We start from the raw sequence: 26,736 nt of genomic DNA on the forward strand, positions 1-26,736 counted from the left end.
TGGAACCTGACCGTTGGCACGGGCCGGCGCCGTTCGTCCCTTTGTCAGCTCCCGCCTCAACGCACGCGCGGGCGATCGTCCGCTTGCTCCACTCTCGCGCGGGGATCAGCCGCACGCCCCCTTCCTCCTGCGAAGGTCGCGCGGCGCCGTTCGGCCGTACGGGTCGGCCGCCCGGTCACCGTCAACCAGAGGTCGGCCGCCGGAAGCAGATGCCGGTAAAAGAACGCCTGCATCCATTCCTCGGCCGGTTCCACCGTGCGGACCACGCTTTCCCCGGCCACGTTGGCCCTTCCCTCCAACTTCAACGGCCAAAACCCGCGCCGTGTCCCGGCCGGCACACGCAGTCGCACCTCCATACGGTTGGTTCCCGCCGGCACGCGCGAAGGCACCAGCACCGCCCCGGGCGGACCATCGCGAAGCACGAGCTCGATCGCACCCTCAAACCCATCCCGCCGGATCACGTGCACCGCGCCCGTCACCACACCGCCGGGCCGGACGGTCAAACTCGACGGCGTCCATCGCAACGCAAAATCCGGCCGCGCCTCGTCAATCCGCAGCCGGTAGGCATGGGCCGGCCCTCCCTTGCCCTGGACCTCGGTGAGCCGAACCCAGTACTCCCCGTCCTCGGGCAACGTCAGCCGCAGGTAGGGATCCGCCTGATGTGTCACCCAACCGCAGGCGGGATCGGGCACATCATCCGCAGCAGCCAGGATCTCGTCCGCTCCGCGCCCGCATTCCAGCCGCGCATCCAGGGGCGAACCCAGCCGCCGTGCCCAGACCTCCAACACCACCGTCTGACCCGCACGCCCTCTGAAACGGTGGAGGTCCACGTCGCCCGGAGCCCCGACCCGACCGTTAACAATGCAGGGCAACTGGAGCAGGGGCGCCTCCGCGGAATGGTCCTTGGGTTCGGTTTCCCAGCTCTCCGGCAGCGTATCCAGTTGCACCCACGCATGACCCAGCTCGAAGCCCTCGGACCGCAACGGCACGCGTTGCAACCCCGGCTCGAGATCCCGGGTCGGAATCGTGACGCGCCGCACCGGCAGGTTCCATCCGCTCAACTCCAGCTCCAGCGGCATGCCCAAACGGCCGCCCAACGGGAAAACCTCCGTAACCCGCGGAACCTCCCCCGGCGTGAGCCGGTAAACAAAATCCTCCCGGCCCCGGAACAACGCGTCCCGAACCTCCAACGTGTAGAATCCGTCGGCCGGAATCTCACACATCAACACCGGATCGGGATCGAACCGGAAATCGTCGCAATAGGCTATCGCCCGGCCCTCCGGATCCAGCAGCGTCAGCGTCGCCTGAAACCATCCCGGCACGGCGTCCGCCAGATAGGGAATCAACGCCCGCGCCTGCAGCGCGGCCACCACACGCTGGCCACGCCGGGCCTGAAACGTGTAACGATCCGTCGTGCCCGGCAGAATCTGACCGTTCAGGATCACGGGCAATTCCACCCGCACCGGCACGCCGGAAGTCTGGACCGTCCCGGGGCGCCGGCCCAGCCGGGCAAGGAACCGCTCGAACTCCGGGTTCGGCATCTGCGCAGGCGGCTCGGACCTCTCCGGCAGGCGGTCCACGCAGAATCGCAGCGGATGGGACACGCCGGAAGGATCCGCCAGCCGCATCTCCATCTCGCCGGGCACGGCAGTTTCCAGAATCCGCACCCGCAGCCGCACCGTCTCGGCCACGGCCGGCGTGGCATTGCGGTTGGGCGGATTCCTCAGCAGTTCGGCCACGATCTGATCCCAGCGTCTCGCGTCTGCCTCCGCCCAAGAAGGAGCGTCGCCCGGCTGCGGATGGCCGGACCGACGCCCGCTCAACCATACCCGGCGCTTTTCGATCAACTGCCGCAGCTCCTCCCGCAACTGATTGAACCGGCCCGGCGCCATGGGCCGGTGATACTCCACCACCTCACCCTCAACCCCCTCACCGCTGAACCAGACCCGGTCCACCCGCGCCAGGTTCCGGCCGCCAACCGTGACCTCGAAAGTCGTGCCAACCTGTCCACCCGCGGGATACACGTAACCGATGCGGGGCCCCGGTTGCGCCACCAACCAGCCGACCCCCCGCCAGCAGCACCAACACCGTCCCCACCCGCCGGCGCCGCTCATACTGCAGAACACCACCAGGTCCCGAGCCCGCACCTGGGCGGCGCCGGACCCTTCCCTCTCCCGGTTGCGCCGTCATACGGTCTCCATGATCTCGTGCAACAAGCGGATGGAACCGCCGTGACCAACCGCCTCGGGCAGTACACGCACCGGTTGGCCCTCCGGATGCGGCAGGGTCGCGCCCGGATCGATCCCCAGCAACGTGTAGATGCTGGCCAGCACCTCGGCCGGATGCACCGGCCGCTCCACCACCTCCTCGCCGGTCGCGTTGGTCGCGCCGAGCACCTGCCCGCCCTTGAACCCGCCTCCGGCCACCAGCGCCGAAAAGGCCCGGCCGAAATGGTTGCGCCCTCCGTTCCAGGGCGGATCCCACTGCACACGCGGCGTCCGGCCAAACTCGCCCGACACCCACACAATCGTCTCGGCCAACAGGCCACGAACCGCCAAATCCTCCAACAGCGCCGACAATCCCTGGTCCAACTCCGGCAACTTGCGGTTCATCGCCTGGAAATGCTGCTTGTGCGTGTCCCAACCCTTATGGTTGATCGTCACGTACGGCACGCCCTTCTCCACCAGCCGGCGCGCCATCAGACAACTCTGGCCGAACGTGGTTCGACCGTACCGATCCCGCACCTCGTCGGGTTCCCGATCCAAATCGAACAAGCGACCCGCCTCGCCCAGGATCAGTTCGTACGCCTGTTCCTCCGAAGCGTAAAACGTCTGGAGCGTGGCCTCACCCGGCAAAGCGCGCCCCAGTGTGTTGAGCTGTCCCAACAATTCGCGCCGGCGCAACTGCCGGGCCTCCGAAATGCCCGAAGCCACGATCCCTTCCACCTCGAACCGCGGCCGTGCCGGATCGCCCCCCGTCACGAACGGCTTGGCAGAGTATCCCAGAAAACCCGACTCCGAAAACCGTCCCTGCGGCTCGGTCAGCACGATGTACGGAGGAATCAGACCACGCGACCCGCCCGAGCCGCCCTTGAAATTCGCCACCACCGCCCCCGCGCTCGGAAACACGTCGCGTCCGCCCGGGTTGTGCCCCGTCTGCACAATGTAGGAGGCCGTCTCATGAGCGTTGCTGCCGTGGGTCAGACTCCGGATCAACGCATACTTGTCAGCCTGCCGCGCCAGCCGCGGCAACAACTGACCGATCCGGATGCCCGGGACGTTCGTTTCCAGCGCCGCATTCAACGGACCACAGAAATCCCGGCCGGCCTCCGGTTTCGGATCGAACAGGTCAATGTGACAAGGCCCGCCCCACAACCAGATCTGGATCACCGATCGCGCCCGGGGCAGCCGCCGCGGCGCAGTCGCCCGCAACCCCCACCCGTTCAACAAAAACAGCCCGCCCGCACCATACAAACAGCATCGCAACATCTCCCGCCGCGACATCGGCAAACCCAGCCGATCCAACAGCCGCGACGCCTCCTGCCGTGCCCACCGATCCGGTTCACTCGCCCATGGATTCATGCCTCAGCCTCCGTTCCGACCAGGGTTCAATGACGATGCACGAACTCCGCACTGTTGATCAGTGCCCAGAGAAAATCCTCCGCCGCCTCCCGGCGCGACCGGCTCTCCGCAAACAACCGCTCCACCACCGCCTCCTCCTCCGGCTCGGGCGGCCGCGACAGGACCACCAGGTAAAAACGCTCCGCCACCTCCTCCACACGCCGCCCCCGCCCGGCCGCCAGACCCCCGCACGGTTCCGGGCAGACCGTCACCCACGCATGCCCCACCCCGCCCCAGGCCACCCAGCATTCGGCCCGCTTCACCCTGCGCCCGCACGTCCCCAGGCCGCCAGGCAACCTGCCGCTCCATGAACCTTGAACCGCGCCCATTCGTGCCCTCTCCGCCTCCATACCGTTCAAATGCCCATCCCCCTGGACGTCCTCCACGCACCGAAGGTTTCACCCCGACATACGCCCCCATTGATTACAACCCTCTCAACGGGCACCCGGGGGCCCGTCCCGCCCGCACGACTGCAAGCCAACGACAGTTTTCGCAACCAGCCGACAATCTTTTGCAAGCCACCGACACACTTTCGCAACCCGCCGTTAGCGGCACCCGCCCCACAATGGGCATGCTGGGAACCGCCATGAGAACACAGATCGCGCATCATGCCTGCCGGCGGGCCCGCCCCGCTGCATTCACGCTCATCGAGCTGCTGGTTGTCATCGCTGTCATCGCCATCCTCGCAGGCCTGCTCCTGCCCGTGCTGGCATCCGCACAGGAACGCGCACGCCGCATCGCCTGCGTCTCCAACCTGCACCAGATCCACCTCGCCGTCGCCATGTACGCCCAGGACAACAACGACTGGCTCCCCTGGAAATACGAGGTCAAGAAAACCGCCCTCAAGCCCGACGACCTGGCCAAAGGCAAGCGCTTGCAAACCCTCACCAACGGCATCCACACGCTCCTGGCACCCTACCTCGGCGCGTCTCACGCCACTGCAGAGCTCTCCGGCGGCCGTTACCTCGCCGCACGCGTTTTCCGCTGCCCGTCGGATCGCGGCGATGCCGCCGATCGAACCCCGGTGTTCGACCGCCGGGGATCCAGTTACCAGGTCGAGGGCGTGGATCTCGGCCGAAATCCCGAAGACCTGCACAAAAACCGGTTCACCCACGCCACCACACTGGACATCGCACGCGACCTCTTCAAACCGTGGGATTCCGACGATCCCCTGAAGGTCATGGAAAAGGTCGCCAAGGGCGAACTCGGACCGGTCAAATGGCACGCCCGTTACTTCAACAAAGTCATGGGCGACGGCCGCGTCATCACCCTCTCCTCCAAGGAACAGGACAAGGAATCAAAGGGCGACCTCGACTGATTCCCACCGCACTCACAAAAACATGCAAACAACGGTCCAACCCAAAAACCGCTGGCTGATCCGCATGCGCAACTGGCATCGCTGGATCGGTGTGGTCGCCGCGCTCTTCATGGTCGTGTTCGCGGTCACCGGCATGATCCTCAACTACAAAAAACCTGTCCTGGGCGCCCTGGGTTTGATGCCCGACACCGAACATCCGCTCCCCACGCCCCCGACCGACCCGCAGCACCCCCCTGTCGAGGGGCCTTCGCTCGCCCTCACCACCGCCTCCACCCTGGACACCTGGCCCGTGCCACCCTCCGCAGCATTGGCCCGCGCCCGCGCTCACTGGGGCGACGTCCCCCTCGAAAAACTCGAACTCAAGCTCGAACAGGGCCACTGGGTCTGGAAAATCAAACAACCCGGCGGGAAGGAACTCCAGATTCACGCCGCCACCGGCCGGCTCCTGGCCCGGGGTCCCTACGAGAAATTCCTCGGCATGGACGCTTCGGGCGCACCCGTCCGCAAAACAGATTGGGGCAAGATCCTCCTGGATCTGCACACCGGAAAGATCGCCGGTCCATGGGGCAAGGCCATCATGACGGCAGCCGGGGCCGGTCTCCTGTTTCTCACGCTGTCGGGCTTGTACGTCTGGGTCAAACCGCTCCTCCTGCGGCGCCGCAATGCCCAGCTCAAGACCCGGGCACATCCGCCGGCCACCGCCGCCATCCAAGCGCGTCAACCCGAAACGGTGGAGCTCGCGCGGTAAGGTTGTCATGTACCGAGCCCCTCTCCCGGGTCTGTGTATTCGGACTTTCCTGGGCCACCGGGTGGAACACCCATCCGCAAATGCGGCCCGCCCCGCCCGGTCTCCGCGCGCAGCCACAACGGCCATGCGCCACCACCGGGCTCCGCACGGATGTCCGATGCCACTTTCCGGCGCACACACAGTCTCGAAACCTGAAACCACCGACGCACAGCCATGATGCATAACAAGCATCACCACAACTTGCATCCTCGCAATACCATCATTCTGGCGTCCGCCATCCTCATCGCAGCGTCCCTGCCGGCAGCCATGCAGGCAAACGCAGAGGCACAACTGACGCTGCTCCACAGTTTCAGCGAGGAGACCAAAATCAAGGGACCGTTTGCCCACTGGGGCGGCCAGCTCTATGGCGTGGCCGACAAGGGCGGCAGCGCCAACGCGGGTTACATCGGTCGCCTCGATCCCTCCACCGGTTCCTGGGTGCCGGTGTACGAGTTCTCCACTGAAACCAAGGTCAAGGGAGGTCTCGTCCCCATAGAAAACAGGCTGTGGTTTGTATGCGAAAAAGGTGGCTCTGCCGGGTACGGATACATCGGCGCATTCGACCCGGCGGCCCACACCGTCACTGTCCTTGCCGACTTCACGTCCGAGACGAAACCCAAAACCCCGCCCATGTCCTTGGACGGACAAGGTTGGTATTTCCTGACCGACAAGGGTGGCGCAGCCGGTCTCGGGGCCCTCATGAAATTCGATCCGGACACGGGCCTCACCGTGGTGGCTTCGTTCGATCAGGAAACCGGGTTCAAATTCGAGGCGCCGCCGGTCGCCTTCCAGGGCCGGATCTGGTACGCCGCACGCGAGGGCGGTGATCTCTCCCAGATGTCCGGCAAGGGCGCAGGTGCCATCGGGACGATCGACCTTCAGCAGGGCCGGATCGAACGTCAACTGGTTCTGAATGCCGCAAATCACGGCGCCAAGATCCGTGCCCTGCTGCCCGTTGGCGACAAACTTTACTATGCCGCCGAGGAAGGCGGAGACCTCACCCTCAACTCCGGCAAGGGTTACGGCGGCATCGGCTGCTACGATCCGCAAACCGGGACCGGCCGCTGGATCCTGGTTTGCGACGGCCCCATCAACGGGGCCAAACCCAAAGCGACCGTCCGCCACCGGGATCACCTCTACTATCTCTGCGCCGAGGGCGGTCCCACCGGTTACGGCCTCATCGGCCGAATCGCCAATGACACATCCGAAATCGTCGCCACCTTCGACGCCTCCACGGGCGCCAAAGCCGAGGCCCTCACCCTTTGGGAGAACCGCCTCTTCCTCGTCACCGAGCTCGGCGCCGCCAACTGGTTCGGCGGGATCGCCGCCCTCCAACTCCCCATACCCCGGCAGCCCGTTCTCCTCTGGGAACGGCAGGATGGCATCCTGCAACTCCGCTGGACACCTTCCGCCGCGTGGACACTCGAATCCGCACCCACACCCTCGGGGCCCTGGTCACCCGTCGAAACCTCCGGCACGGAATCCGGAACGTTGTCCGTCAACCCTGTCGAACCGGCACGATTCTTCCGCCTGAGGCCGGTCACACCCTGAACCGGCCGCGCCCGGGTCGGTCCCATCCCGACCCTGTGCCTTGACCCGCCAGGGTTCGTTCCTACCATCCCCGTCCCATGAGTCCGGAGGAACTTCGGGCCCGGGTGGCGGAGATCCGGTGGCATCACACGATTGATCTGGGTCACGGCATCGTCACGCCCGGCCAGGACAACAGCCCGCGCAAACTTGCACGGCTCAAACTGCCCGAATCCCTGGCAGGCAAAACCGTCCTCGACGTCGGCGCCTGGGACGGTTTCTTCTCGTTCGAAGCCGAACGACGCGGTGCCGCGCGCGTCCTGGCCACTGATTCCTACTGTTGGAACGGCTCCCACGACTGGGGCAGCAAACGCGGGTTCGACCTCGCACGCCAGGCCCTCGGCAGCAAGGTGGAAGACAAAACCATCGACGTACTCGATCTCTCCCCGGAAACCGTGGGTGTCTTCGATGTCGTCCTCTTTCTGGGCGTGCTCTATCACATGAAACATCCCCTCCTGGCCCTCGAACGAGTCGCCAGCGTCACCCGCGAACTCATGATCCTCGAAACCATGGTAGACCTGCTCCAACTGCGCCGGCCCGCGATCGCCTTCTACCCGGGCGACGAGGTTGGGCGCGACGCCACCAACTGGTGCGGTCCCAACCCTGCGGCCGTCCTGGCCATGTGCCGCACCGTCGGCTTCCGGCGCGTCGAAATCGTCGCCGGCGTGCGCCCCTGGTGGTGGCGTTGGGCACGCGCCGCATGGCTGCGATGGCGACGCGGCTTCGCCTTTCACACCCTCGCCCGCACCGACCGCATCGTCGTCCACGCCTGGAAATGACCCCGCCCACAGCGCCGCCCCGGCCGGCACGCCCTGTCGCCGCCCGGCCCACCCCTTCCACCGTTTGCACCGGCCTTCCCCGCTCTTGGCTCCGCGTGCCTCTCTGCTAGCCTGCCCCCATGGCATACGCCTCGTTCGGCGAATTCGTCCGGAAACTCGACGCGGAAGGCGAGCTGATCCGCGTCCGACAACCCGTCGCCACTGAGCTCGAAATCACCGAGCTGGCCGACCGCCAAATGAAGTCTCCCGGCGGCGGAAAGGCCCTGCTCTTCGAACAACCCACCGTCGACGGGCAACCCTCGCCCTTTCCCCTGGCCATCAACGCATTCGGTTCCTGGAGACGCATGGCCCTGGCCCTCGGCGCCGAAAGTGTCGACGCCGTGGCCGCCGAGCTGGGAGCCCTGCTCAAGGCCAAACCGCCCCTCTCCTTTCGCGAAGCCATCCGCCTGCTCGGCCAGGCCCTCGAGCTCCGCCATGCCCGACCCCGAACCGTCAAGGACGGCCCCTGCAAAGAGGTCGTCCACCGATTCGATCCGCCGCCCCGTCGAACCGAACCCTGGCCCCAGGCACCGGACATCCTCAAGGACCCCGACGCCGCGCGCCACGCCCCGCTGCCCACCATTCTGAACCTCCCCATCCTCAAATGCTGGCCCCTCGACGCCGGCCGTTTCATCACCCTGCCCTGCGTCGTCACACGCGACCCCGACACCGGCGAACGCAACGTCGGCATGTACCGCATGCAAGTTTATGACCCCACGACCACCGGCATGCACTGGCAGCTCCAGAAGGTCGCCGCCCGTCACGGCCGCCGTTACTACGAAAAAGGCGAACGCATGCCCGTGGCCGTCTTCCTCGGCGGCGATCCCGCCTACACCTTCGCCGCCACCGCCCCCCTGCCCGACGGTCTGGACGAATTCCTCCTGGCCGGCTACCTCCGCAAACGATCGGTCGAACTTGTCCCCTGCGAAACCGTGGACCTCGAGGTCCCCGCCGACGCGGACTTCGTCCTCGAAGGCTACGTGGATCCCTGCGAACCCCTCCGCCAAGAAGGCCCCTTCGGCGATCACACGGGCTATTACTCCCTGCCCGAGCCCTACCCGGTCTTCCACATCACCGCCGTCACTCATCGTAAGGACGCCGTGTACCCCGCCACCATCGTCGGGATCCCGCCCATGGAGGATTTCTACATGGGCAGTGCCTCGGTGAAACTCTTCCTGCCCGTCTTCAAAATGAACTTCCCCGAAATCGTGGACCTCGCGCTCCCGGCCGAGGGCGTGTTCCACAACCTGGTCGTCGTGAGCATCCGCAAAACCTATCCCATGCAGGCCTACAAGATCATGCACGGACTCTGGGGCATGGGACAGATGATGTTCACCAAATACATCATCGTCGTGGACGACGATGTGGACGTCCACAACACCAGCGAGGTCCTCTTCCGCCTCTGCGCCAACACCGATCCCCAGCGCGACTGCCTCTTCACCCGCGGCCCGGCTGACGTCCTCGACCACGCCACCAACGAAATCGGCGTCGGCACCAAGCTGGGCATCGACGCCACCCGCAAGCTCCCCGGCGAAGGGTTCAAACGCCCCTGGCCACCCCTCATCCGAATGGATCCCGCTGTGCAAAACCGCGTGGACCAGCTGCTGCGCGCGCTGCGTTGATGGTGCCTCCGGGCAGGCAGGCCCCGGCCCGGCACACCTTTCCATTCAGCCGCGTCCGGGCTCCCTCCGGGTCGCCACCCAGCGGCAACCCACCCAAAACTCCCGGGTCCCGGGCCCTGCCGTGCCGCCCGCAGCCTGCCGCTGCCGACTCTTTCTCCCCGACCCACACCGAATCAGGCCCGCGGCCGCCGAAACCGTGGCACCTTCCATGAATACGAGCATGCCCCGCGTGCGTCTGTTATTCGGGATGACACCGCGCCGATCCTTTGCCCGACATCAAGCCTGTTTGAGCACCACCCGCTCATCCGGGTCGTTGCCGCGCACACCATCACTCGCGGCCCCTCATCACCACTCAACCCCGGTTCGGCCCCCACGTCCCACAACCCGGTCCATCCACCCATGAAAGCGCTCGTCACCCTGATCGTCCTCACCCTGTTCCTGTCCCGGATGGACGGGACAGCCGCCGACCTGCCCCGTCTCAAGGTCAGCGAAAACCGTCGCTTCCTGGTCACAGAAACCGGTCAACCCTTCTTCTGGCTCGGCGACACCGCATGGGAACTCTTTCACCGGCTCACCCGCGAAGAGGCGCTGCATTATCTCGACACCCGGGCCCGCCAGGGATTCACCGTCATCCAGGCCGTGGCACTGGCCGAGGTGGACGGACTCAACACCCCCAACCCCTACGGGCACCGGCCCCTCGTCGAAAACGATCCCACCCGACCCGACGTCCGTGAAGGTCCGGACAATGACTACTGGGAACACGTCGACTTCATCGTCCGCGCCGCAAACCAGCGCGGCCTTTACATCGGGCTGCTCCCCACCTGGGGCGATAAATGGAACAAAAAATGGGGAACCGGTCCCGAGATCTTCACCCCGCAAAACGCTGAAATTTATGGTGAGTGGCTCGGTCGCAGGTATCGCAATGCCGGCGTGATTTGGATTCTCGGCGGCGATCGACCCGTCGAAACCGACACGCACCGCGAAATCATTCGTGCCATGGCCCGCGGCCTGCGCCGGGGCGACGGCGGTGCGCACCTCATCACGTTTCATCCGGTCGGCGGCGCCGGCTCGGCCCAATGGTTCCATACCGAGCCCTGGCTCGACTTCAACATGCGCCAGAACGGCCATGGCACGGAATTCAACGGGAGATACGAACAGACACGGGCCGATTATGATCGCACACCCGTCAAGCCGGTCCTCGACGGCGAACCCATCTACGAGGATCATCCCGTCCACTTCGATCCGGCTCGGCAGGGCCATTCCATCGCTGCGGACGCCCGCCGCGCCGCCTACTGGGACCTTTTCAGCGGCGCCTTCGGCCACACCTACGGACACCATTCGATCTGGCAGTTCTGGAGTCCCGAACGCCCACCGGTCAATCACCCGTTACTCCCCTGGCGCCAGGCACTCCATCAACCGGGCGCCCTGCAGATGCGCCACGCCAAACAACTGCTCCTTTCCCGCCCCTTTCTGACCCGCATCCCCGACGACTCGGTTTTGATACCCGATCGGATCCCCACCAGTGTTCCCGGGGCCGGTCGATACCGCTTCGTCGCCACGCGCGACACCGCCGGCACTTACGCCATGGTGTACGTGCCCGTGGGCCGGCCCTTCCGCGTCCGCATGAACGCCATTCACGCCGAACGCGTCCGCGCCTGGTGGTTCAGCCCCCGCAACGGTCGCGCCCAATCCGCCGGCGAATTCCCCGCCGCAGGTGAACAAGCTTTCACCCCGCCCGACCCCGGAGAACACCTCGACTGGGTTCTCGTGCTCGACGACGCCACCCGCAACTACCCGCCACCCGGACAGCCATGAACCGATTCCTCACCATCGTCGCGCTCGCAATACTTACAGGTTTTTACTCGTCGGCCCGCGCACCTTCCTTTACCATCCGCAATCACACCGTCGTCATCGATGGCGTCACCTCCAACAATCCCGTCCTGTACGATAACGACTGGTGGACGGACGTGTTCGACAACAAGTACCTCTGGGCCCGCGCCAGTTTGGGGCTCATCAACCTCCGGGGCCAGATTGTGACCCGAGACATGTGGAACTGGCAACAGGGCTACCTCTACAGCCTCGACCAATGCCGGGACGACGCCCAAAAGGCCATCCAGCAGGCGCGTCTGGCCGGGCTGCGTAACCTGCCGGAACCCGCCCGCGGCGCAGATCGTGTCCTGCAACGGCCCTCGTCAGGCCGCATCGAGGATACCCATCCGCAGGACAGCCCGGGAAGCCGGTTGATCATTGAGCAGGCTCGCAAGGCCCAACCACACCAGCCCCTCCTGCTCATCTGCGGCGGACCACTGACCACCGTCGCCAACGCCCTCCTGCTCGCACCCGACATTGCCGACAGGATCGTCGTCTTCAACCTCACCGTCAGCAACGGCGGTTACAACGGCAAGGACGCCTGGTCGGCCTACATCGTTTGCAAACGCACCCGCTACGTGGATTGGGGCGGAGGCGCCTTCTGGGACCGGGATTCGATCTTCGAACCCGCTCACTTCGATGTCCTTCCCGATAATCCCCTGACGCGCGAAATGAAACGATTCATCCGCTCGGACCTCGGCCGCGCCAACCAACTCAGCGACGGCGCGCCTCTGGTTTGGTTGTTCGATCCGGCCTGCTGGAAACGCGCCGAACTTCGCAGCGCCGCATTCCGCGACGGCATCCTGCGCTTCGAACCCTGCAGCCGGTCAGACGAGGCGGACCTGTTGGTTATTCCCAAAGATGCCACCGACCTCTCGGCCTGTCGGCGGGAATTCTTCCGCGTTTTTCTCCAGCCGGGTCTGTTCCCGTCGTCAAACCGATGATCCAGCCGTCAACACGAATCACACGGCTTCACGAGCTTTTCAGCGCGGCAATCGAACCCTCATCGGTCCCGCCGGAATCCGCAGGACGCCTTTCAGGCCCCCGCTCGGCCCAGGTCGTGTAGAGCGCCGGCAAAACCAGCAACGTCAGCACCATGTTCGTCAGCACCCCCGCCGCCACCACCGTGGCCAGCGGCCGTTGTACCTCTGCGCCCACCCCGGTGTTGAACGCCATCGGAGCAAACCCCAGCGCGGCCACCAGGCCCGTCATCAGCACCGGACGCAACCGCACCTTGCACGCCTCCCGCACGGCCTCTTCAACGCCCCGTCCCGAATCACGTAACTGACGAATGAACGTCACCAGTATCAGTCCGTTCAAAACCGCCACACCGCTCAGCGCAACAAAGCCGATCCCGGCACTGACCGTCATCGGCATGTCTCTCCACCACAGCGCTGCCACGCCACCCACGGCACCCAGGGGAATCCCCGTGGCCACGATCATCACCTCGCGCAGCGACCCCAGACTTAAATACAACAGACTCAGCACCAGCCCCAACGCCAACGGCACCACCCACATCAGCCGCCGCCGCGCCCGTTCCATCTGTTCGAATTGCCCTCCCCATTCGAGGGTGTAGCCGGGCGGAAACACCACCGCCTCGCGGACCCGTTGTTTCGCCTCCGCCACGAATCCCGCCACATCCCGCTCCCGCACGTTGACCTGGACCGTCACGCGACGCCGCGCCCACTCTCGCTGAATGGCCGCCGGCCCCTCCACTTCCACCAGCGTCGCCAGCTGGCTCAAAGGAACCAGGGCACCTTCCCGGGTCGGCACCCACGTGCGACCCAGGCTTTCCACGCTCGCCCACTGCGCGTCCGACAATCTGACCACCAGCGGGAACCTCCGTTGACCCTCGCGCACCTCCCCGACAGGCAGACCGGCCACGGCCTCCACCATGTCCAAAACCTCTTGCCGGGACAGCCCGTACCGGCCCAGAGCCGCCCCGTCCAGCCGCACCTCCAACACCGGCTGGCCGGTCAGTTGTTCCCCCGTCACATCCGCCGCACCCGGAATCTGCGCCAACACCGCCTGAACCTCTTCGGACAATCGCAGCAGCTCGCTCAAATCGTCCCCGTAAATCTTGATCGCCACGTCACCCCGCACGCCCGAGACCATCTCGTTCATCCGCATCTCGATCGGCTGACTGAACACCGCCGACATCCCCGGCTGCCGGGCCAGCACCTCCCGGATTTGCTCCGTCAACGCCGCCTGCGTGCGGGCCCGCCGCCAGCGCTCCCGGGGGTGCAGGGTCACAAAAATGTCCGTCACCTCGATCCCCATCGGATCCGTTGCGACTTCGGCCGTCCCCAGACGGGACCACACCCGCGCGATCTCATCCGGAAACTGCGCCAGCAGCTCGCGTTCGATCCGCCCGTTCCATCGCACCGCCTCCTCCACGGAGATCCCGGCCAGGCGAACCGTGCTGATGGCCAGCGCGCCCTCGCTCAGCCGCGGCAGGAACTCGCCTCCCAGCCGCGTCGCCAACCATGTACCCACGCCCACCAGCCCAACCGCAGCAACCAACACCGCTCTCCGGTACCGCAACGCCAGCCCCAGCAACGGCTCGTACAACCGCCTGATCCCCCGCACCACCCAGGGGTCGCCATGCCTGCCCGCCAGCCCGCCCAACATCAGGCTGGCCAGGACCGGCGTTACCGTAAGGGAAAGCACCAAAGAACCCAACAGCGCATAAATCATGGTAAGGGCCATCGGCCGAAACAGCTTCCCCTCCACCCCTTCCAGAGTAAGGACGGGCAGAAACACAATCAGAATGATCAACTCTCCAAACATCGTGGGTTTGCGCACCTCCAGCGCCGCTTCCCTCACCAATTCCAACCACGACCGCCCTGACCGGTCCATGCCCGCCCGCCGCACACAGTTCTCCACCATCACCACCGAGCTGTCCACAATCAGCCCGAAATCAATCGCCCCCAAACTCAGCAAACTCGCCGCAATGCCCGCCTGCAACATCATCTGCCCGGCAAACAACATCGAAAGGGGAACGGCCAACGCCACGATCAAACCCGCCCGCAGATTCCCCAAAAAGGCAAACAGAACCGCCACCACCAGAAGCGCGCCGGCCAGAAGATTGTGTTCAACCGTCCCCAGCACCCGCCGGACCAGATCCGTCCGGTCGTACAGCACTTCGACGTGCATGTCCCGCGGCAGGCTCCGCCGAACCTCTTCCAGTTTCACTTTCAGGGCCCGGGTCACCTCCGCGCTGTTTTCACCCATCAACATGAAACCCAAACCCAGGACCACTTCACCCTTCCCCCCGGCCGTGACCGCCCCGCGACGGATCTCATGCCCCACACTTACACGGGCCACATCTCCAACCCGCACCGGCACACCGTCGTGTGAACGGATCACGACGTCCTCGATTTGTGCCGTGTTGGTGACCAAACCGATCCCGTGCACCAGAAGAGATTCCCCACCCCGCAAGATACGGCCACCGCCGACGTTCCGGTTGTTCAACCGGAGCGCATCCATCACCTCCTGAAGCGTCATCCCGTAGCGCGCCAGACGATCCGGTTCCACACATACTTCAAACCGTTTCGCCAACCCACCCCACGTGTTGATCTCCGCCACGCCCGGCACCTTCCGCAGCTCGGGCTTGATCACCCACTCCTGCCATTCCCAAAGATCCCTCAAACTGCGCCCGGGATCGTCCGAATACACGACGTAGTGGAGCACCTCGCCCAGCCCGGTCGAGATGGGACCCAGCTCGGGCCGCCCCAAACCTTCCGGAAGCGAGACAGATTGCAACCGCTCCGCCACCAGTTGCCGGGCCAGATAAACCGGGATCCGGTCGTCGAACGTCGCCACCACCTGCGAAAGGCCAAAACGCGAAATCGAACGAACGTTCTGCAGCCCGGGCAGACCTCCCAGTGCCAGTTCCACCGGCAGGGTAACCTGCTGCTCCACCTCCACCGCATTCAATCCCGGCGCCGCCGTGTTGATCTGGACCTGCACGGGGGTCGTGTCCGGAAAGGCATCCACCGGCAGCCGCCATAGCGCATTTACCCCTGCCACCACCCACACACCGGCAAGCAAACAAACCAAAAGCCGGTTCCGTAGCGACCACTCAATCAACCTGCCCATCGGCTCCCCTTACTCGTCCACACAGGCCTGGCCCAACCGCGAACTCAGCAGGCTGGACTTCAGCAGGAATCCGCCCTCCACGACCACGGGTTCGCCGGGCTTCAGACCCGCTCGCACCTCCCACCACCCGTCGCCGCGCGCGCCCAGCTCGACCACCCGCGCCTCGAACAGGTCCGGCGCCAGCCCGATAAACACCACCGGGCGTCCCTCCACGCGTAGTAGGGCAGACTCGGGCAGGCGCAGACCCTCTCTCTGTCCGGCCACAATCGTTCCCTCCACGAACATACCGGCCCGGAGCCTGCCTGCACCGTTGTCCACCTCTGCCAATACGCGGACCAGGCGGGTGCGCTCATCCAGTTGCGGACTTATCCACATCACGCGGCCGCGCCCCGTAACACGGTGAGGTGCCCTCCCACCGGACCACACCTCCACAGGCTCCCCTCCACGCAACCTTGACGCCGCCTCCTCGGGCACATACAGCCATGCGCGCAGCACAGAGGCATCGACCACCGTCACCAACGGCTCACCGGCCGCAACACGCGTTCCCGGCCCGACATTCACTTCCAACACCTCTCCGGCAAACGGGGCCTTCAGCTCGAGATACACCGGCCCCTCTTCACGATCCGCCCGGGCGCGAATGTCGGATTCGCTGAACCCGTAGTTCCTCGCGCGCTGACTCGCCGCACGGTAGGCAGCTTCCGCCTCCTCAACCGCCTGCTCGGACGTGACCCGCACAGCCAGCAATCCACGCTCGCGTACCAGCTTCCGGTAACTCAACACCGCCTGCACCACCGCCTCCTCCATCGAGGCCGACCAAAGGCGAACCAGGCCCTGGTCCGTCTTCACCCGGTCTCCGTAGTCCACCAGAAGCTCTCGAACGATCGCCTCCACCGGAGTGGCCACCCGCACGAAACGGTCCGGCGCAAATCGCAACTCGCCCACGCACGGAATCTCCTCCCGCACCACATCCTCTTTCACCGCCCCCGTGGCCAGGCCGGCCAGCCGGGCCGATTCCGGAGTCGGCAAACGGACCTTCAAACCCTCGCCCGCCTTCAAGCCCTGAAGGACCTGCGGACGGCAAATCCCACACTCCGCCTCCGCCACACGATGCTCCCCACAGATCAGCGTGCCGGAATCGGAAACACGCGTTGCCCGGGAGGCACCGGCCACTTCCGGCCGGCAGAGGTGGCACTCGTCCTGGTACAACCCGTGTGTTTCGCAGTAGGCCCTCGACGGATCGCGCAGCTCCGGGTGACAGAGCCAGCAGCGGTCCTCATAACGATCGTGTTCCCCGCACCACAAGCGGCCTTCTTCCCGCAAACTGGGATCACACAAAAAACACAACTCGGTCGGGGCCCCGTGCCGCGTACACCGGTCGCTGGATGCCCGTCCGGTCGCCTCCGCGCGGGCCCCGGTGTCCCCCGCCGGTCCGGATGGTTCCCTCATACAGGCCCCGCCCGGCCCTATGACCGCTGCCAGGATGAGCACCGGTACCATCTGCCGTATGCACGCGCGCCGATTGTTTCTCCCCTGTCTCATCGCTCCACCTCTACTTGTCCCGGCGTGACCGTTTCCGGCCGGGGCTTTGTTTCCGAGGATCCGTCCTCCCAAAACAGCTCCGGCATCTCCGCATCCATAAGCGCTTCCAATTCCACATGGGCCAGGTTCATCTCCAGCAGGGCCCGCGCATGCGCGCGCCGGGCCTCGGCGGCGGCACGCTCCGCATCAAGGAGGACAAGTAAGTCGAACTTCCCCGCCTGATACCCGGCCCGCAGAAGATCCACGGCCTTTTCCGTCCGAGGCAGGACTTCGCGCCGGAGCCGGCGCACCTGCGCCGCGGTTCCTTCCAGACGCAGTTTCTCCCGCTCCCAGGTCAGCAACAGCTCACGCTGCCCGGCGGCAAGCGCTGCCTGCGATTCCTCCCTCCGGGCCAACGCCTCAGTCATCCGGTACCGCCCCCGATCCCATACCGGCAGCGGCAGCGTCAAACCCACCTCGGCCACCACATCATCGGCCGGGCCGGCCCGGCCACCCCGAACCCGGAGGGTCACGTCCCGCCACGCTTCCCTCGAGCTCCGTGTCACCGCCACCTCTGCCCGCTTGACCTCCGCCCGGCCCGCCACCACCAGTGGATGATGGGGCAGCCATTCTGCGGGCTGCCTGCCGACCAGCGCCGGATCCGGCTCTTCGCGCAAGCGACCCACCACATCCAGCTTGTCTCGAACGGGCGCTCCCACCAGCAGCGCCAGTTCTTGCAGCGCCTCTCTCCACCGGATCCGGGCTTCTTCCAGCTCCAACCGCGTCTCTTCCAGCAGCGTTTCCGCGCGAAGAACATCCACCTCTCCCACGGCTCCCGCCCGAAATCTCTCGTGCACCGCCGCCGACAAAGCCTCGGCCACCTTTACCGACTCACGGGTCGCTTCCAGCACGGCCTTCCACCCCAAAACCCGCACCCGGGCGAGTTTCACCTCTCGGATCACCGACAGCAGCACCGCACGCCACTGATGTTCCGCACGCGTCAACTCCAGACGCGCCATCGCCGACTCCAGTCGCTTCTTCCCGGGGAACGGAATCGTCTGTGCCACCCCCACAGTCTGTTTCGATTCCTCGGCAAAACTTCCCCGGTTCAAAGGCCCGTCTTCCGACGCCAGTTCCAGCTCGGGATTCGGCCAGAGTCGAGCTTGCCGTCGGGCCGCCTGCGCAGTCGCCACCCGCGCCCGGGCTGCCTGCAACTGCGGGTGATTCGCCACTGCCCGGCGCACGCATGCCTCCAACGTCAGGACCAGCTCGCCCGGAGTGTCTCCCCCATCCTGCCCGCCGGCTGGTTGCGCCCTCAACAGGGTCCCTCCCCACCACACCTCCGCGCACACGAGCACGCCCGTCAACCAACGCCAACAAACCCTTGCTTTCGCAGGCCTTTCAATCCTCATGGACCCTGCCTGAAATATCCCGCAAACCGTAACTGTGCACACGATCTAACCCGGGAAACTAAGAAGTCCCACGACTCCGGACCCGACCAGGCCGGGTCCGGCACGCCTCACCGGAAGATCAGCGGCTTTGTGCAGGGGCACGCGGTCGTCCCACCGCGCGATGAGTGAGCACCCAGAGGGAAAGGTCGGGGGACTGAAGCCGCGGAAGGGCTCTCGGCAAAGATCGGTCGGTCCCGATCACAACCATCTGCAGCACGGTGAGAGCCTCCCGGGGCAGAAAAACCGTCTGCAGATCCGAATACCGTTCCCCGGAAATCCAAACACCGTTTTCGACGGAGCTGCAAACCGGCTGCGAGCAGTCATCCGGCAGTGGCGCGGCCGGCGCTCCGGCGCAACAACACTCCGCACCCCAGCCCGGGACCACCCGCTCCAGCGCGCAATGCGCACTGGCTGGCAGCCACGCCAATACGAGCAGCAACGCACAGATGGCCCCGATCCTCGGCACGACTCAGACGTTGTATCAGACCCGGCACACAGTCAAGCAACACACCAAATCCACGCCCACCGCCCCGGCCCCTTCCTCGTCCCCCAACCAGCCGGCCACCCTCCCACAACCAGCCGACCCAAACGTTGCCCGAGCTCCCCGCGGACCGGCACGCGAACCATCGTGAGGCCCTGCCCAGCAACCGCACATGCCCGGCACAAACGTCCGGGCGCATGCGGAACCCGCCTGCTCATGCCTTGACCACACCGGTCATCCGGGCTGATCAAGCTGGTCAAAAAGAAACCATTCCCATGACCATCAGCAGAGCCCCGAACCGGCTCCGACTGCTTCGCCCGGGCCGCTCGCACGCCCCCCAATCACACGGAATCCCCCGCACGCCGCATTCTTCCGAGCCCCGCTCCAGGCCGCCGTTCCGCCATCCCTGAATTCGTTTCATGGATACGTTGAGAAAGTTTCAATCCCGCCGGCGCCAAAGCGGCATCGCTTCTGCCTCTCGCCGGGGTGGTATGAATGCGAAAGCGTTTTTGAAAGCCGGTCACTGGCCCACACTCTTCGGGTCGTTCCTCTATTTCGACATCAGTTTCATGGCCTGGGTGATGCTGGGCGCCTTGGGCAACTACATTGCCAGCGAATTCGGCCTGACCCCGGCCCAGAAAGGCTTCATGACCGCCATCCCGCTTCTGGCGGGTGCGGTTCTGCGGTTGCTGCTCGGTTACCTCACCGACCGCATCGGGCCCAAGCGCACCGGCTGCCTGGGCATCACCCTGACGGCCCTTCCGCTGCTGATCGGCTGGTTGGGGGCCGATTCCATGGCACAGATCCACCTGATCGGCATCCTCCTGGGCGTGGCCGGCGCAAGCTTTGCCGTGGCCCTGCCCATGGCCGGCCAATGGTATCCACCGCAATACCAGGGTCTGGCCATGGGCATCGCCGGTGCGGGCAACTCTGGCACCCTGCTCGCCACGCTGTTCGGACCGCGCCTGGCCGAGATGTACGGTTGGCGCGGTGTGTTCGGGCTGGCGCTGATCCCGCTGGCGATCATGTTCCTGGTCTTTCTCTTCTGCACGCGCGAGGCACCTCAGGCCCGGCGCCAGCCCAAGACCGTCGGGGATTTCCTCCGGGTGCTGGGCCAGCGTGACACCGCACTGTTCTGTTACTTTTACTCCATCACCTTCGGCGGGTTCGTCGGCCTGGCGAGCTTCCTCTCCATCTACCTGCACGACCGCTACGGCGTCTCCAAGGTCCTCGCAGGTGACCTGACCTCGCTCTGTGTCCTGGCCGGGAGTTTCCTCCGGCCGGTGGGCGGCACCTTGTCGGACCGCTTTGGCGGCATCCGGATGCTCTCCCTGCTCTACCTGGGCATCGTCAGTTGCCTGTTGCTCTCGGCCTGGGCGCCAACCGTGGCGCTGGGAACCACGTTCCTGGTCCTGACCATGGCCTGCTTGGGCATGGGCAACGGAGCCGTCTTCCAGCTCGTTCCGCACCGTTACAAGGCCAACATCGGGGCCGCCACCGGCATCCTGGGCGCCGCAGGCGGGTTCGGCGGCTTCATCCTCTCCAACATGATGGGCTCGATGCGGGAGATGTTCGCCGCCCACGGAGCCGGGCTGGTGGGATTCGCCATCCTGGCCGGGGGCGCACTGTTGGCTCTCCGCGCCATCCAGGGCAAATGGGTGGGCCGTTGGATCGCCGCACACGGCCGGCCGTTGCCCGAAACCGCGGCCGTGCCCGCTGCGGCAGCCGCACCCCTCACCGAGCCGGCCCTGGTTGCCACGCGTTGAACCCTTCCACCATGGTCCCGGGCACTTCCATCCTCCACCCCGCGAAAGGAGCTGCTCCCGGAGCGGACCCCATCACCACCGCCCTCCGGGAGCAGCAGGACCTTTCCGCCGTGGAACAATTCGCCGCATGGCACGACAACCATGCCACGCCCGGACCGCACCGCCTGTATCGCAACCTCCTGCCCGCCGCCGAGCCCGCGCCCGGACAACAGTACGCCTTCGAGGTCGACCTGGACAAATGCTCCGGCTGCAAGGCTTGCGTAAGCGCCTGCCACAGCCTCAACGGACTGGATCCCGACGAGACCTGGCGCACCACCGGCCTGCTTGTCAGCGATGACTGGCGCCATCCGTTCCACCAAACCGTCACCACCGCCTGTCACCATTGCGTGGATCCCGGCTGTCTCAACGGCTGTCCCGTCCTCGCCTACGACAAGGACCCCATCACCGGCATCGTGCGGCACCTGGACGATCAATGCATCGGCTGCCAGTACTGCGTGATGAAATGTCCCTACGAGGTTCCCCGCTACTCGCCCGCACGCGGCATCGTTCGCAAGTGTGACATGTGCAGCCGCCGCCTCGCCCGGGGCGAACCACCGGCCTGCGTCCAAGCCTGCCCCAACCAGGCCATCCGCATCACCCTGGTCGAAACCGCGGATCTCCTGGCCCGCCACCGCGGCACCACCCGGGCCCGCGCACCCAAAGACTCCGCATGGCTGCCGGACACACCGGATCCCGCACTGACCGTACCGACCACCCTTTACCAAACCCGGCGTGTACTGCCCCAACCGGTCCGTGCCGCCGACCGCCAAGAACTCCATCCACAACCCGCACATGCCCCTCTGGTCTTCATGCTGGTCCTGACCCAGGCCGCAACCGGCCTTTTCACCTTCGCCCCGATCGCAGCCGGTCCGTCGGGCGGCGCCAGCCCGGCACTCCCGCTCGGCGTCGCAATCATCCTTCTCTCCGCCGGCTTGGTGGCCAGCCTTTTCCACCTCGGTCGGCCGGCAGGTGCATGGCGCGCTTTTCTCGGCCTGCGCACCTCCTGGCTGAGCCGGGAGATCCTGGCCTTCGGACTCTTCGCCCTGCTCGGCTGCCTGGCGTTCCTCGCCGCGGCAACCGCGGCAGCCGCACTCCCGTGGCTGCCGGCACCGGCCGCGCTGGCAGGATGGGCGGCCGTCCTTTGTTCGATCATGGTGTACGCAGACACCGGTCGCGAGCCGTGGCGGTTCGCGGTCACGGCACCCAAATTCATCGGCACGGCTGCCATGCTCGGCTCCGTGCTGGCACTGGCCCTGGGCACGCTGTCCGGCGCGCCCGCGGAGCGGGTGGCGGGACTCTGCCTGGCCTCGATCGCCTCCGGCCTTTTCAAACTCGCGGCCGATCACCGGCCGCTCCGACATCTGCACGACGACGATTTCTCGCCCCTGCACAAAACCGCCCTGCTCCAGGCCGGCCGGTTCGGCGGGCTCGATCGCACCCGCGCCGCCTGCACCTGGCTGGGGGCGGTTGTGCTGCCTGCATGGATCGCCATCGCAACTGCCGGTGCCGCCATGCACTCCGGGCTGCCTCTGGTTCGCTCCGGGGCGTTGCTGGCCGCCCTTCTGGCGCTCGCCGGCGAGTGGCTCGAGCGTTACCTCTTCTTCGTCACCGTCCAACCCCGCCGCATGCCCGGCCATCCCGCGTCATGAACACCGCACAAACAACCCCTCCCACCTGGTTGCGTCGCTGGGACGGCCCCCTCACGGCCAACCTCACGCTGCGACCCGCCGACTTCGGGCTCGGGCTCGTACCCGCCCGACTCGCCCCCACCGCCACGACCACCATGGTGTGTGGATACTGTTCCACCGGCTGCGCCCTCAAAATCCATCTGCAGGACACGCAGGCCGTCAATCTCACTCCCGATCCCGATTACCCCGTCAACCTCGGCATGGCCTGCCCCAAGGGTTGGGAGGCCCTCACGCCCCTGCGTGCCCCCGACCGCGCCACCCAGCCACTGCTGCGAGATCCCCGCACCGGCCGGCTCGAACCCGTGGACTGGGACCACGCCCTCCAGGTCTTCACCCTCCGGTTCAAGGCCCTCATGGACCAGCACGGCCCCGAATCGGTCGCCTTCCTGAGCACCGGCCAGATCTGCACCGAAGAAATGGCCTTCCTCGGTGCACTGTTCAAATTCGGCATGGGCGCCCTCCACGCGGACTCCAACACCCGCCAGTGCATGGCCACCAGTGCTGTCGCCTACAAACAGGCCTTCGGCTTCGACGCCCCGCCGTACACCTACGCGGACTTCGAAGAGTCCGACGTCCTTGTGTTCATCGGCTCCAACCTCTGCATCGCCCATCCCATCCTCTGGCAGCGCGTGCTCCGCAACGCCCGCCACCCCGAGATCGTCGTCGTGGACCCGCGCACCACGGAAACCGCCCTCTGCGCCACCCAGCACCTGCCCATCCGGCCGAAAACCGACCTGGCGCTGCTCTACGGCACGGCCCATCTGCTCATCGCCAACGGCTGGATCCGCCGCGATTTCATCGAACAACACACCACCGGTTTCGACGAATTCGCCCGCTTCGTCGCACCCTTCACCCCGGAGCGCGTCAGCCGGGAAACCGGCCTCACCACGCCCCAGCTCCACCGGTTTGCCCGCACCATCGCCCACGGCCGCGCAGTCAGCTTCTGGTGGACGATGGGCGTCAACCAGGGCCACGAGTCCACCCGCACCGCCCAGGCCATCATCAACCTCGCACTGATCACCGGAAACATCGGTCGGCCCGGCACCGGACCCAACTCCGTCACCGGCCAGTGCAACGCCATGGGATCCCGCCTCTTCGCCAACACCACCAACCTCCTGGGCGGACGTGACTTTGCCAACCCCGATCACCGCGCCACGGTCGCCCGCATCCTCGGCATCCCGCAGGAGCGCATTCCCGATCGCAACTCCCTCACCTACGACCAGATCCTCGACGCGATTGACGCCGGCGCCATCAGGGGCCTCTGGGTCATCGCCACCAACCCGTTCCACTCCTGGATCGGCCGCGACCGCCTCCACGCCCTGCTCGACAAACTCGAGTTCCTGGTCGTCCAGGACATGTACACCTCCACCGACACAGCCCGCCACGCCCACCTCATTTTGCCTGCCGCCGGTTGGGGGGAGAAAGAAGGGACCTTCATCAACAGCGAACGCCGCATCGGCCTCGTCAAGAAGGTCGCCCGCGCCCCGGGCCAGGCCCTCTCGGATTTCCGCATCTTCCAGCTCATCGCCCATTACTGGGGTTGCGCCGACCTCTTCCGCGCCTGGACCAGTCCCGAAGCCGTGTTCCAGATCCTCAAACGCCTCTCCGCCGGCCAACCCTGCGATTTCACCGGAATCCGCGACTATCAGATGATCGACGCCTGCGGAGGCATCCAGTGGCCCTGGCCGGAACACGAAACCTCATCCCGCGGCCACGCCGCCACCATCCACGCCCTTCGCACCAGCCTCCGCGAACGCCGCCTGTTCGCAGACGGTCGCTTCCCCACCCCGGACGGCCGTGCACGGTTCCTGTTCGAACCGCCACGTCCTGCACCGGATCAGCCGGATGCCCATCATCCTTTCATCCTCCTCACCGGACGCGGCACCAGCGCCCAGTGGCACACCAACACCCGCACCGGCAAATCCGAGGTGCTCCGCCAGCTTTACCCCCAACAGACCTACGTCGAGGTCAACCCCGCGGACGCAGCCCGGCTGCGCATCGTCACCGGTCAGACCGTGGAGGTCTCCTCGCGCCGGGCCACCGTCCGTGCCACCGCCGTGGTCACACCCGCCGTTCAACCCGGACACCTCTTCATGCCCATGCATTATCCGGAAACCAATCGCCTGACCGTGCCGGCCTTCGACCCCTACTCCCGCCAACCGGCCTACAAACACACCGCCGTGCGCCTGCGGCCCGTCCCGGCACGGTCCCACACCACCACCCAACCATGAATACTTCACCCATGGACCCGTTGCTCAGAAACATCGACACCGTACTCAACCACGGCGCCTTCTCCCCCGAACAAAAGGAGTATCTCGAAGGCCTGTTCCGTGGCATCGCCGAACGAACCCGCTACCCCTTCGTCGGCGCAACCCCCCAGGGCACACTCACCGCCCACCCCGCGGCCGCACCGGCCAACCTGGCCGCCCCAGAAACCTTCCACGGCACACCCGTGGACGAGCTCTGCAAGCAGGAACGGTGGAAATATCAGGAACACGGCTTGGACTGTTGGGACCGCATCCTCGCCCACGCGGAGGCCGATCGTTTTCCCGACGAGGAGAACACCTTCCGCTTCCGCTACCACGGCCTCTTCTATGTGGCGCCCGCCCAGAACAGTTTCATGCTCCGCTGCCGCATCTCGGCAGGTGAACTCACCGCCGCCCAGTTCCGCGGCCTGGCAGACATCGCCGACGAATTCGGAAACGGACGCGCGGCCATCACCACCCGTTCCAACATCCAGATTCGCGAAATCGCCCCCAGAAACCTCGTCAACGTCCTGATCCGCCTCCAATCCCTCGGACTGACCTCAAAGGGCTCGGGCGTCGACAACGTCCGGAACATCACCGCCTCACCCACCGCCGGAATCGATCCCCAGGAACTCATTGACACCCGCCCCTACGCCCACGCCCTGCATCATTACATCCTGAACCACCGCGACCTCTACGACCTGCCCCGCAAGTTCAACGTGGCCTTCGAAGGCGGAGGCGCCATCGACACCGTTGCCGACACCAACGACATCGGCTTCGTCGCCGTCCGCCTCCCCGAGGAGGGCCTCCGCCGGCAGCCACCCCCGGCCGGCGTCTCACTCCAGCCCGGCGTCTACTTCCGCGTCCTGCTCTGCGGCATCACCGGCCACAAACAACTCGCCTCCGACGCCGGCATCCTCGTCCCGCCACACGAGGCCGTCGCAGTCGCCGTCGCCATGATCCGCGTCTTCATTGACCACGGCGACCGCACCAACCGGCAAAAGGCACGCCTCAAATACCTGGTCGACAAATGGGGACTCGACCGTTTCCTCGACGAAACCGCCAAACGGCTGGCCTTCCCCCTCATCCGATACCCACGGGAGGCGTGCGAACCGCCACCACCCCCGATCCGCCACGCCCACATCGGCGTCTACCGCCAGAAACAGAAAGGCCTCAACTACATCGGCGTCCTCGTCCCCGTCGGCCTCCTCACCACACGCCAGATGCGCCGGCTCGCCGACCTGGCCGAGCACTACGGCTCCGGTCACATCCGCCTCACCCCCTGGCAGAACCTCCTGCTCGTGAACATCCCGGACGCCTACGTCGAGACCGTCAAACGCGCCATCGTCCGAACCGGCCTGCACTACGAACCCCGCCACATCCTCGGGGGCCTCGTGGCCTGCACCGGTAACACGGGCTGCAAATACGCCGCCACCGACACCAAGGGCCACGCCCTGGCCGTGGGCCGGCACCTGGCCGAACGCCTGAATCTCGATCTGCCGATCAACATCCATTTCACAGGCTGCCCCCACTCGTGCGCCCAACATTACGTCGGTGACATCGGCCTCCAGGGGGTCAAGGTCACCCTCAACGGCGAGAGCATGGAAGCTTACAACATCGTTCTGGGCGGAGGCACCGGACCCGACGCCGCCATCGGCAGGCTGGTCTTCTCCGGCATCCTCGCCAGCGAGCTGCCCGCGCTGCTCGAGCGCATGCTCCGTGTGTATCTCGAAAGACGTCAACCCGGCGAATCTTTCGCCCGGTTCACGCGACGGCACGACATCAAACAACTTCAGGAAATGTTCAGCTCATGAAACCACATCCG

17 protein-coding genes are annotated in these 26,736 nt (G+C 65.9%); 11 read left to right on the top strand and 6 right to left on the bottom strand.

What is annotated here, in order from left to right; all coding sequences use genetic code 11:
• Nucleotides 1–56 precede the first annotated feature (56 nt).
• The 3 genes from ACPDIX_RS11195 to ACPDIX_RS11205 form a co-directional block, all read right to left on the bottom strand.
• Nucleotides 57–2,114: a hypothetical protein gene (locus ACPDIX_RS11195; RefSeq protein WP_423431882.1), complete on the bottom strand. Its 2,058-nt coding sequence runs from the start codon at nucleotides 2,112–2,114 to the stop codon at nucleotides 57–59.
• A gap of 72 nt (nucleotides 2,115–2,186) precedes the next feature.
• Entirely contained in the window at nucleotides 2,187–3,581 is a 1,395-nt protein-coding gene (locus tag ACPDIX_RS11200) for a DUF1501 domain-containing protein (RefSeq protein ID WP_423431883.1), read from the bottom strand.
• A 26-nt stretch (nucleotides 3,582–3,607) separates the two neighbouring features.
• Nucleotides 3,608–3,949, bottom strand: coding sequence for a hypothetical protein (locus ACPDIX_RS11205; protein ID WP_423431884.1), 342 nt, complete (start codon nucleotides 3,947–3,949; stop codon nucleotides 3,608–3,610).
• A 257-nt stretch (nucleotides 3,950–4,206) separates the two neighbouring features.
• Here ACPDIX_RS11205 and ACPDIX_RS11210 point away from each other — a divergent pair, with 257 nt between their 5' ends.
• The 7 genes from ACPDIX_RS11210 (at nucleotide 4,207) to ACPDIX_RS11240 (ending at nucleotide 12,565) form a co-directional block, all read left to right on the top strand.
• Nucleotides 4,207–4,938 (top strand): type II secretion system protein, encoded by a 732-nt coding sequence (locus ACPDIX_RS11210; protein WP_423431885.1) that lies wholly within the window; start codon nucleotides 4,207–4,209, stop codon nucleotides 4,936–4,938.
• A gap of 22 nt (nucleotides 4,939–4,960) precedes the next feature.
• A complete protein-coding gene (locus tag ACPDIX_RS11215; RefSeq protein ID WP_423431886.1) occupies nucleotides 4,961–5,686 on the top strand; it encodes a PepSY-associated TM helix domain-containing protein in 726 nt (241 codons plus the stop codon).
• A 240-nt stretch (nucleotides 5,687–5,926) separates the two neighbouring features.
• The gene (locus ACPDIX_RS11220; RefSeq protein ID WP_423431887.1) at nucleotides 5,927–7,276 is read left to right on the top strand and encodes a hypothetical protein; all 1,350 of its coding nucleotides are present in this window, start codon (nucleotides 5,927–5,929) and stop codon (nucleotides 7,274–7,276) included.
• A gap of 77 nt (nucleotides 7,277–7,353) precedes the next feature.
• Entirely contained in the window at nucleotides 7,354–8,091 is a 738-nt protein-coding gene (locus ACPDIX_RS11225; RefSeq protein ID WP_423431888.1) for a class I SAM-dependent methyltransferase, read from the top strand.
• A 119-nt stretch (nucleotides 8,092–8,210) separates the two neighbouring features.
• Complete coding sequence (locus ACPDIX_RS11230; protein WP_423431889.1) at nucleotides 8,211–9,752, top strand: UbiD family decarboxylase; 1,542 nt, start codon at nucleotides 8,211–8,213, stop codon at nucleotides 9,750–9,752.
• 399 nt (nucleotides 9,753–10,151) lie between these two features.
• Nucleotides 10,152–11,567 (top strand): glycoside hydrolase family 140 protein, encoded by a 1,416-nt coding sequence (locus tag ACPDIX_RS11235; protein WP_423431890.1) that lies wholly within the window; start codon nucleotides 10,152–10,154, stop codon nucleotides 11,565–11,567.
• Nucleotides 11,564–12,565, top strand: coding sequence for a hypothetical protein (locus tag ACPDIX_RS11240; protein WP_423431891.1), 1,002 nt, complete (start codon nucleotides 11,564–11,566; stop codon nucleotides 12,563–12,565). Before ACPDIX_RS11235 ends, ACPDIX_RS11240 begins: the two co-directional genes overlap by 4 nt.
• Nucleotides 12,566–12,593: 28 nt before the next feature.
• Here ACPDIX_RS11240 and ACPDIX_RS11245 read toward each other — a convergent pair whose 3' ends face one another.
• From ACPDIX_RS11245 to ACPDIX_RS11255, 3 genes are all read right to left on the bottom strand, one after another.
• Nucleotides 12,594–15,722 carry an efflux RND transporter permease subunit gene (locus ACPDIX_RS11245; RefSeq protein ID WP_423431892.1) on the bottom strand — a complete coding sequence of 1,043 codons (3,129 nt, stop codon included), beginning with the start codon at nucleotides 15,720–15,722 and terminating at the stop codon, nucleotides 12,594–12,596.
• A 9-nt stretch (nucleotides 15,723–15,731) separates the two neighbouring features.
• The gene (locus ACPDIX_RS11250) at nucleotides 15,732–17,057 is read right to left on the bottom strand and encodes an efflux RND transporter periplasmic adaptor subunit (protein ID WP_423431893.1); all 1,326 of its coding nucleotides are present in this window, start codon (nucleotides 17,055–17,057) and stop codon (nucleotides 15,732–15,734) included.
• 200 nt (nucleotides 17,058–17,257) lie between these two features.
• On the bottom strand, nucleotides 17,258–18,652 hold the full coding sequence (locus ACPDIX_RS11255) for a TolC family protein (RefSeq protein ID WP_423431894.1): 1,395 nt from the start codon (nucleotides 18,650–18,652) through the stop codon (nucleotides 17,258–17,260).
• 1,011 nt (nucleotides 18,653–19,663) lie between these two features.
• On the opposite strand from ACPDIX_RS11255, the gene ACPDIX_RS11260 reads away from it, so the two are divergent.
• Genes ACPDIX_RS11260 through ACPDIX_RS11275 form a run of 4 tightly spaced genes read left to right on the top strand, consistent with a single transcriptional unit; the run spans nucleotide 19,664 to nucleotide 26,725 of the window.
• The gene (locus ACPDIX_RS11260) at nucleotides 19,664–20,938 is read left to right on the top strand and encodes an MFS transporter (protein WP_423431895.1); all 1,275 of its coding nucleotides are present in this window, start codon (nucleotides 19,664–19,666) and stop codon (nucleotides 20,936–20,938) included.
• Between the two features lie 11 nt (nucleotides 20,939–20,949).
• Nucleotides 20,950–22,626 (top strand): DmsC/YnfH family molybdoenzyme membrane anchor subunit, encoded by a 1,677-nt coding sequence (locus ACPDIX_RS11265; RefSeq protein ID WP_423431896.1) that lies wholly within the window; start codon nucleotides 20,950–20,952, stop codon nucleotides 22,624–22,626.
• Complete coding sequence (locus tag ACPDIX_RS11270) at nucleotides 22,623–24,896, top strand: molybdopterin oxidoreductase family protein (protein ID WP_423431897.1); 2,274 nt, start codon at nucleotides 22,623–22,625, stop codon at nucleotides 24,894–24,896. Before ACPDIX_RS11265 ends, ACPDIX_RS11270 begins: the two co-directional genes overlap by 4 nt.
• On the top strand, nucleotides 24,893–26,725 hold the full coding sequence (locus ACPDIX_RS11275) for a NirA family protein (RefSeq protein ID WP_423431898.1): 1,833 nt from the start codon (nucleotides 24,893–24,895) through the stop codon (nucleotides 26,723–26,725). The genes ACPDIX_RS11270 and ACPDIX_RS11275 overlap by 4 nt, the downstream gene beginning before the upstream one ends.
• The last annotated feature ends 11 nt before the right edge of the window (nucleotides 26,726–26,736 follow it).

Origin of the sequence: Limisphaera sp. 4302-co (assembly GCF_049537155.1) — a bacterium.
Lineage (GTDB): Bacteria > Verrucomicrobiota > Verrucomicrobiia > Limisphaerales > Limisphaeraceae > Limisphaera.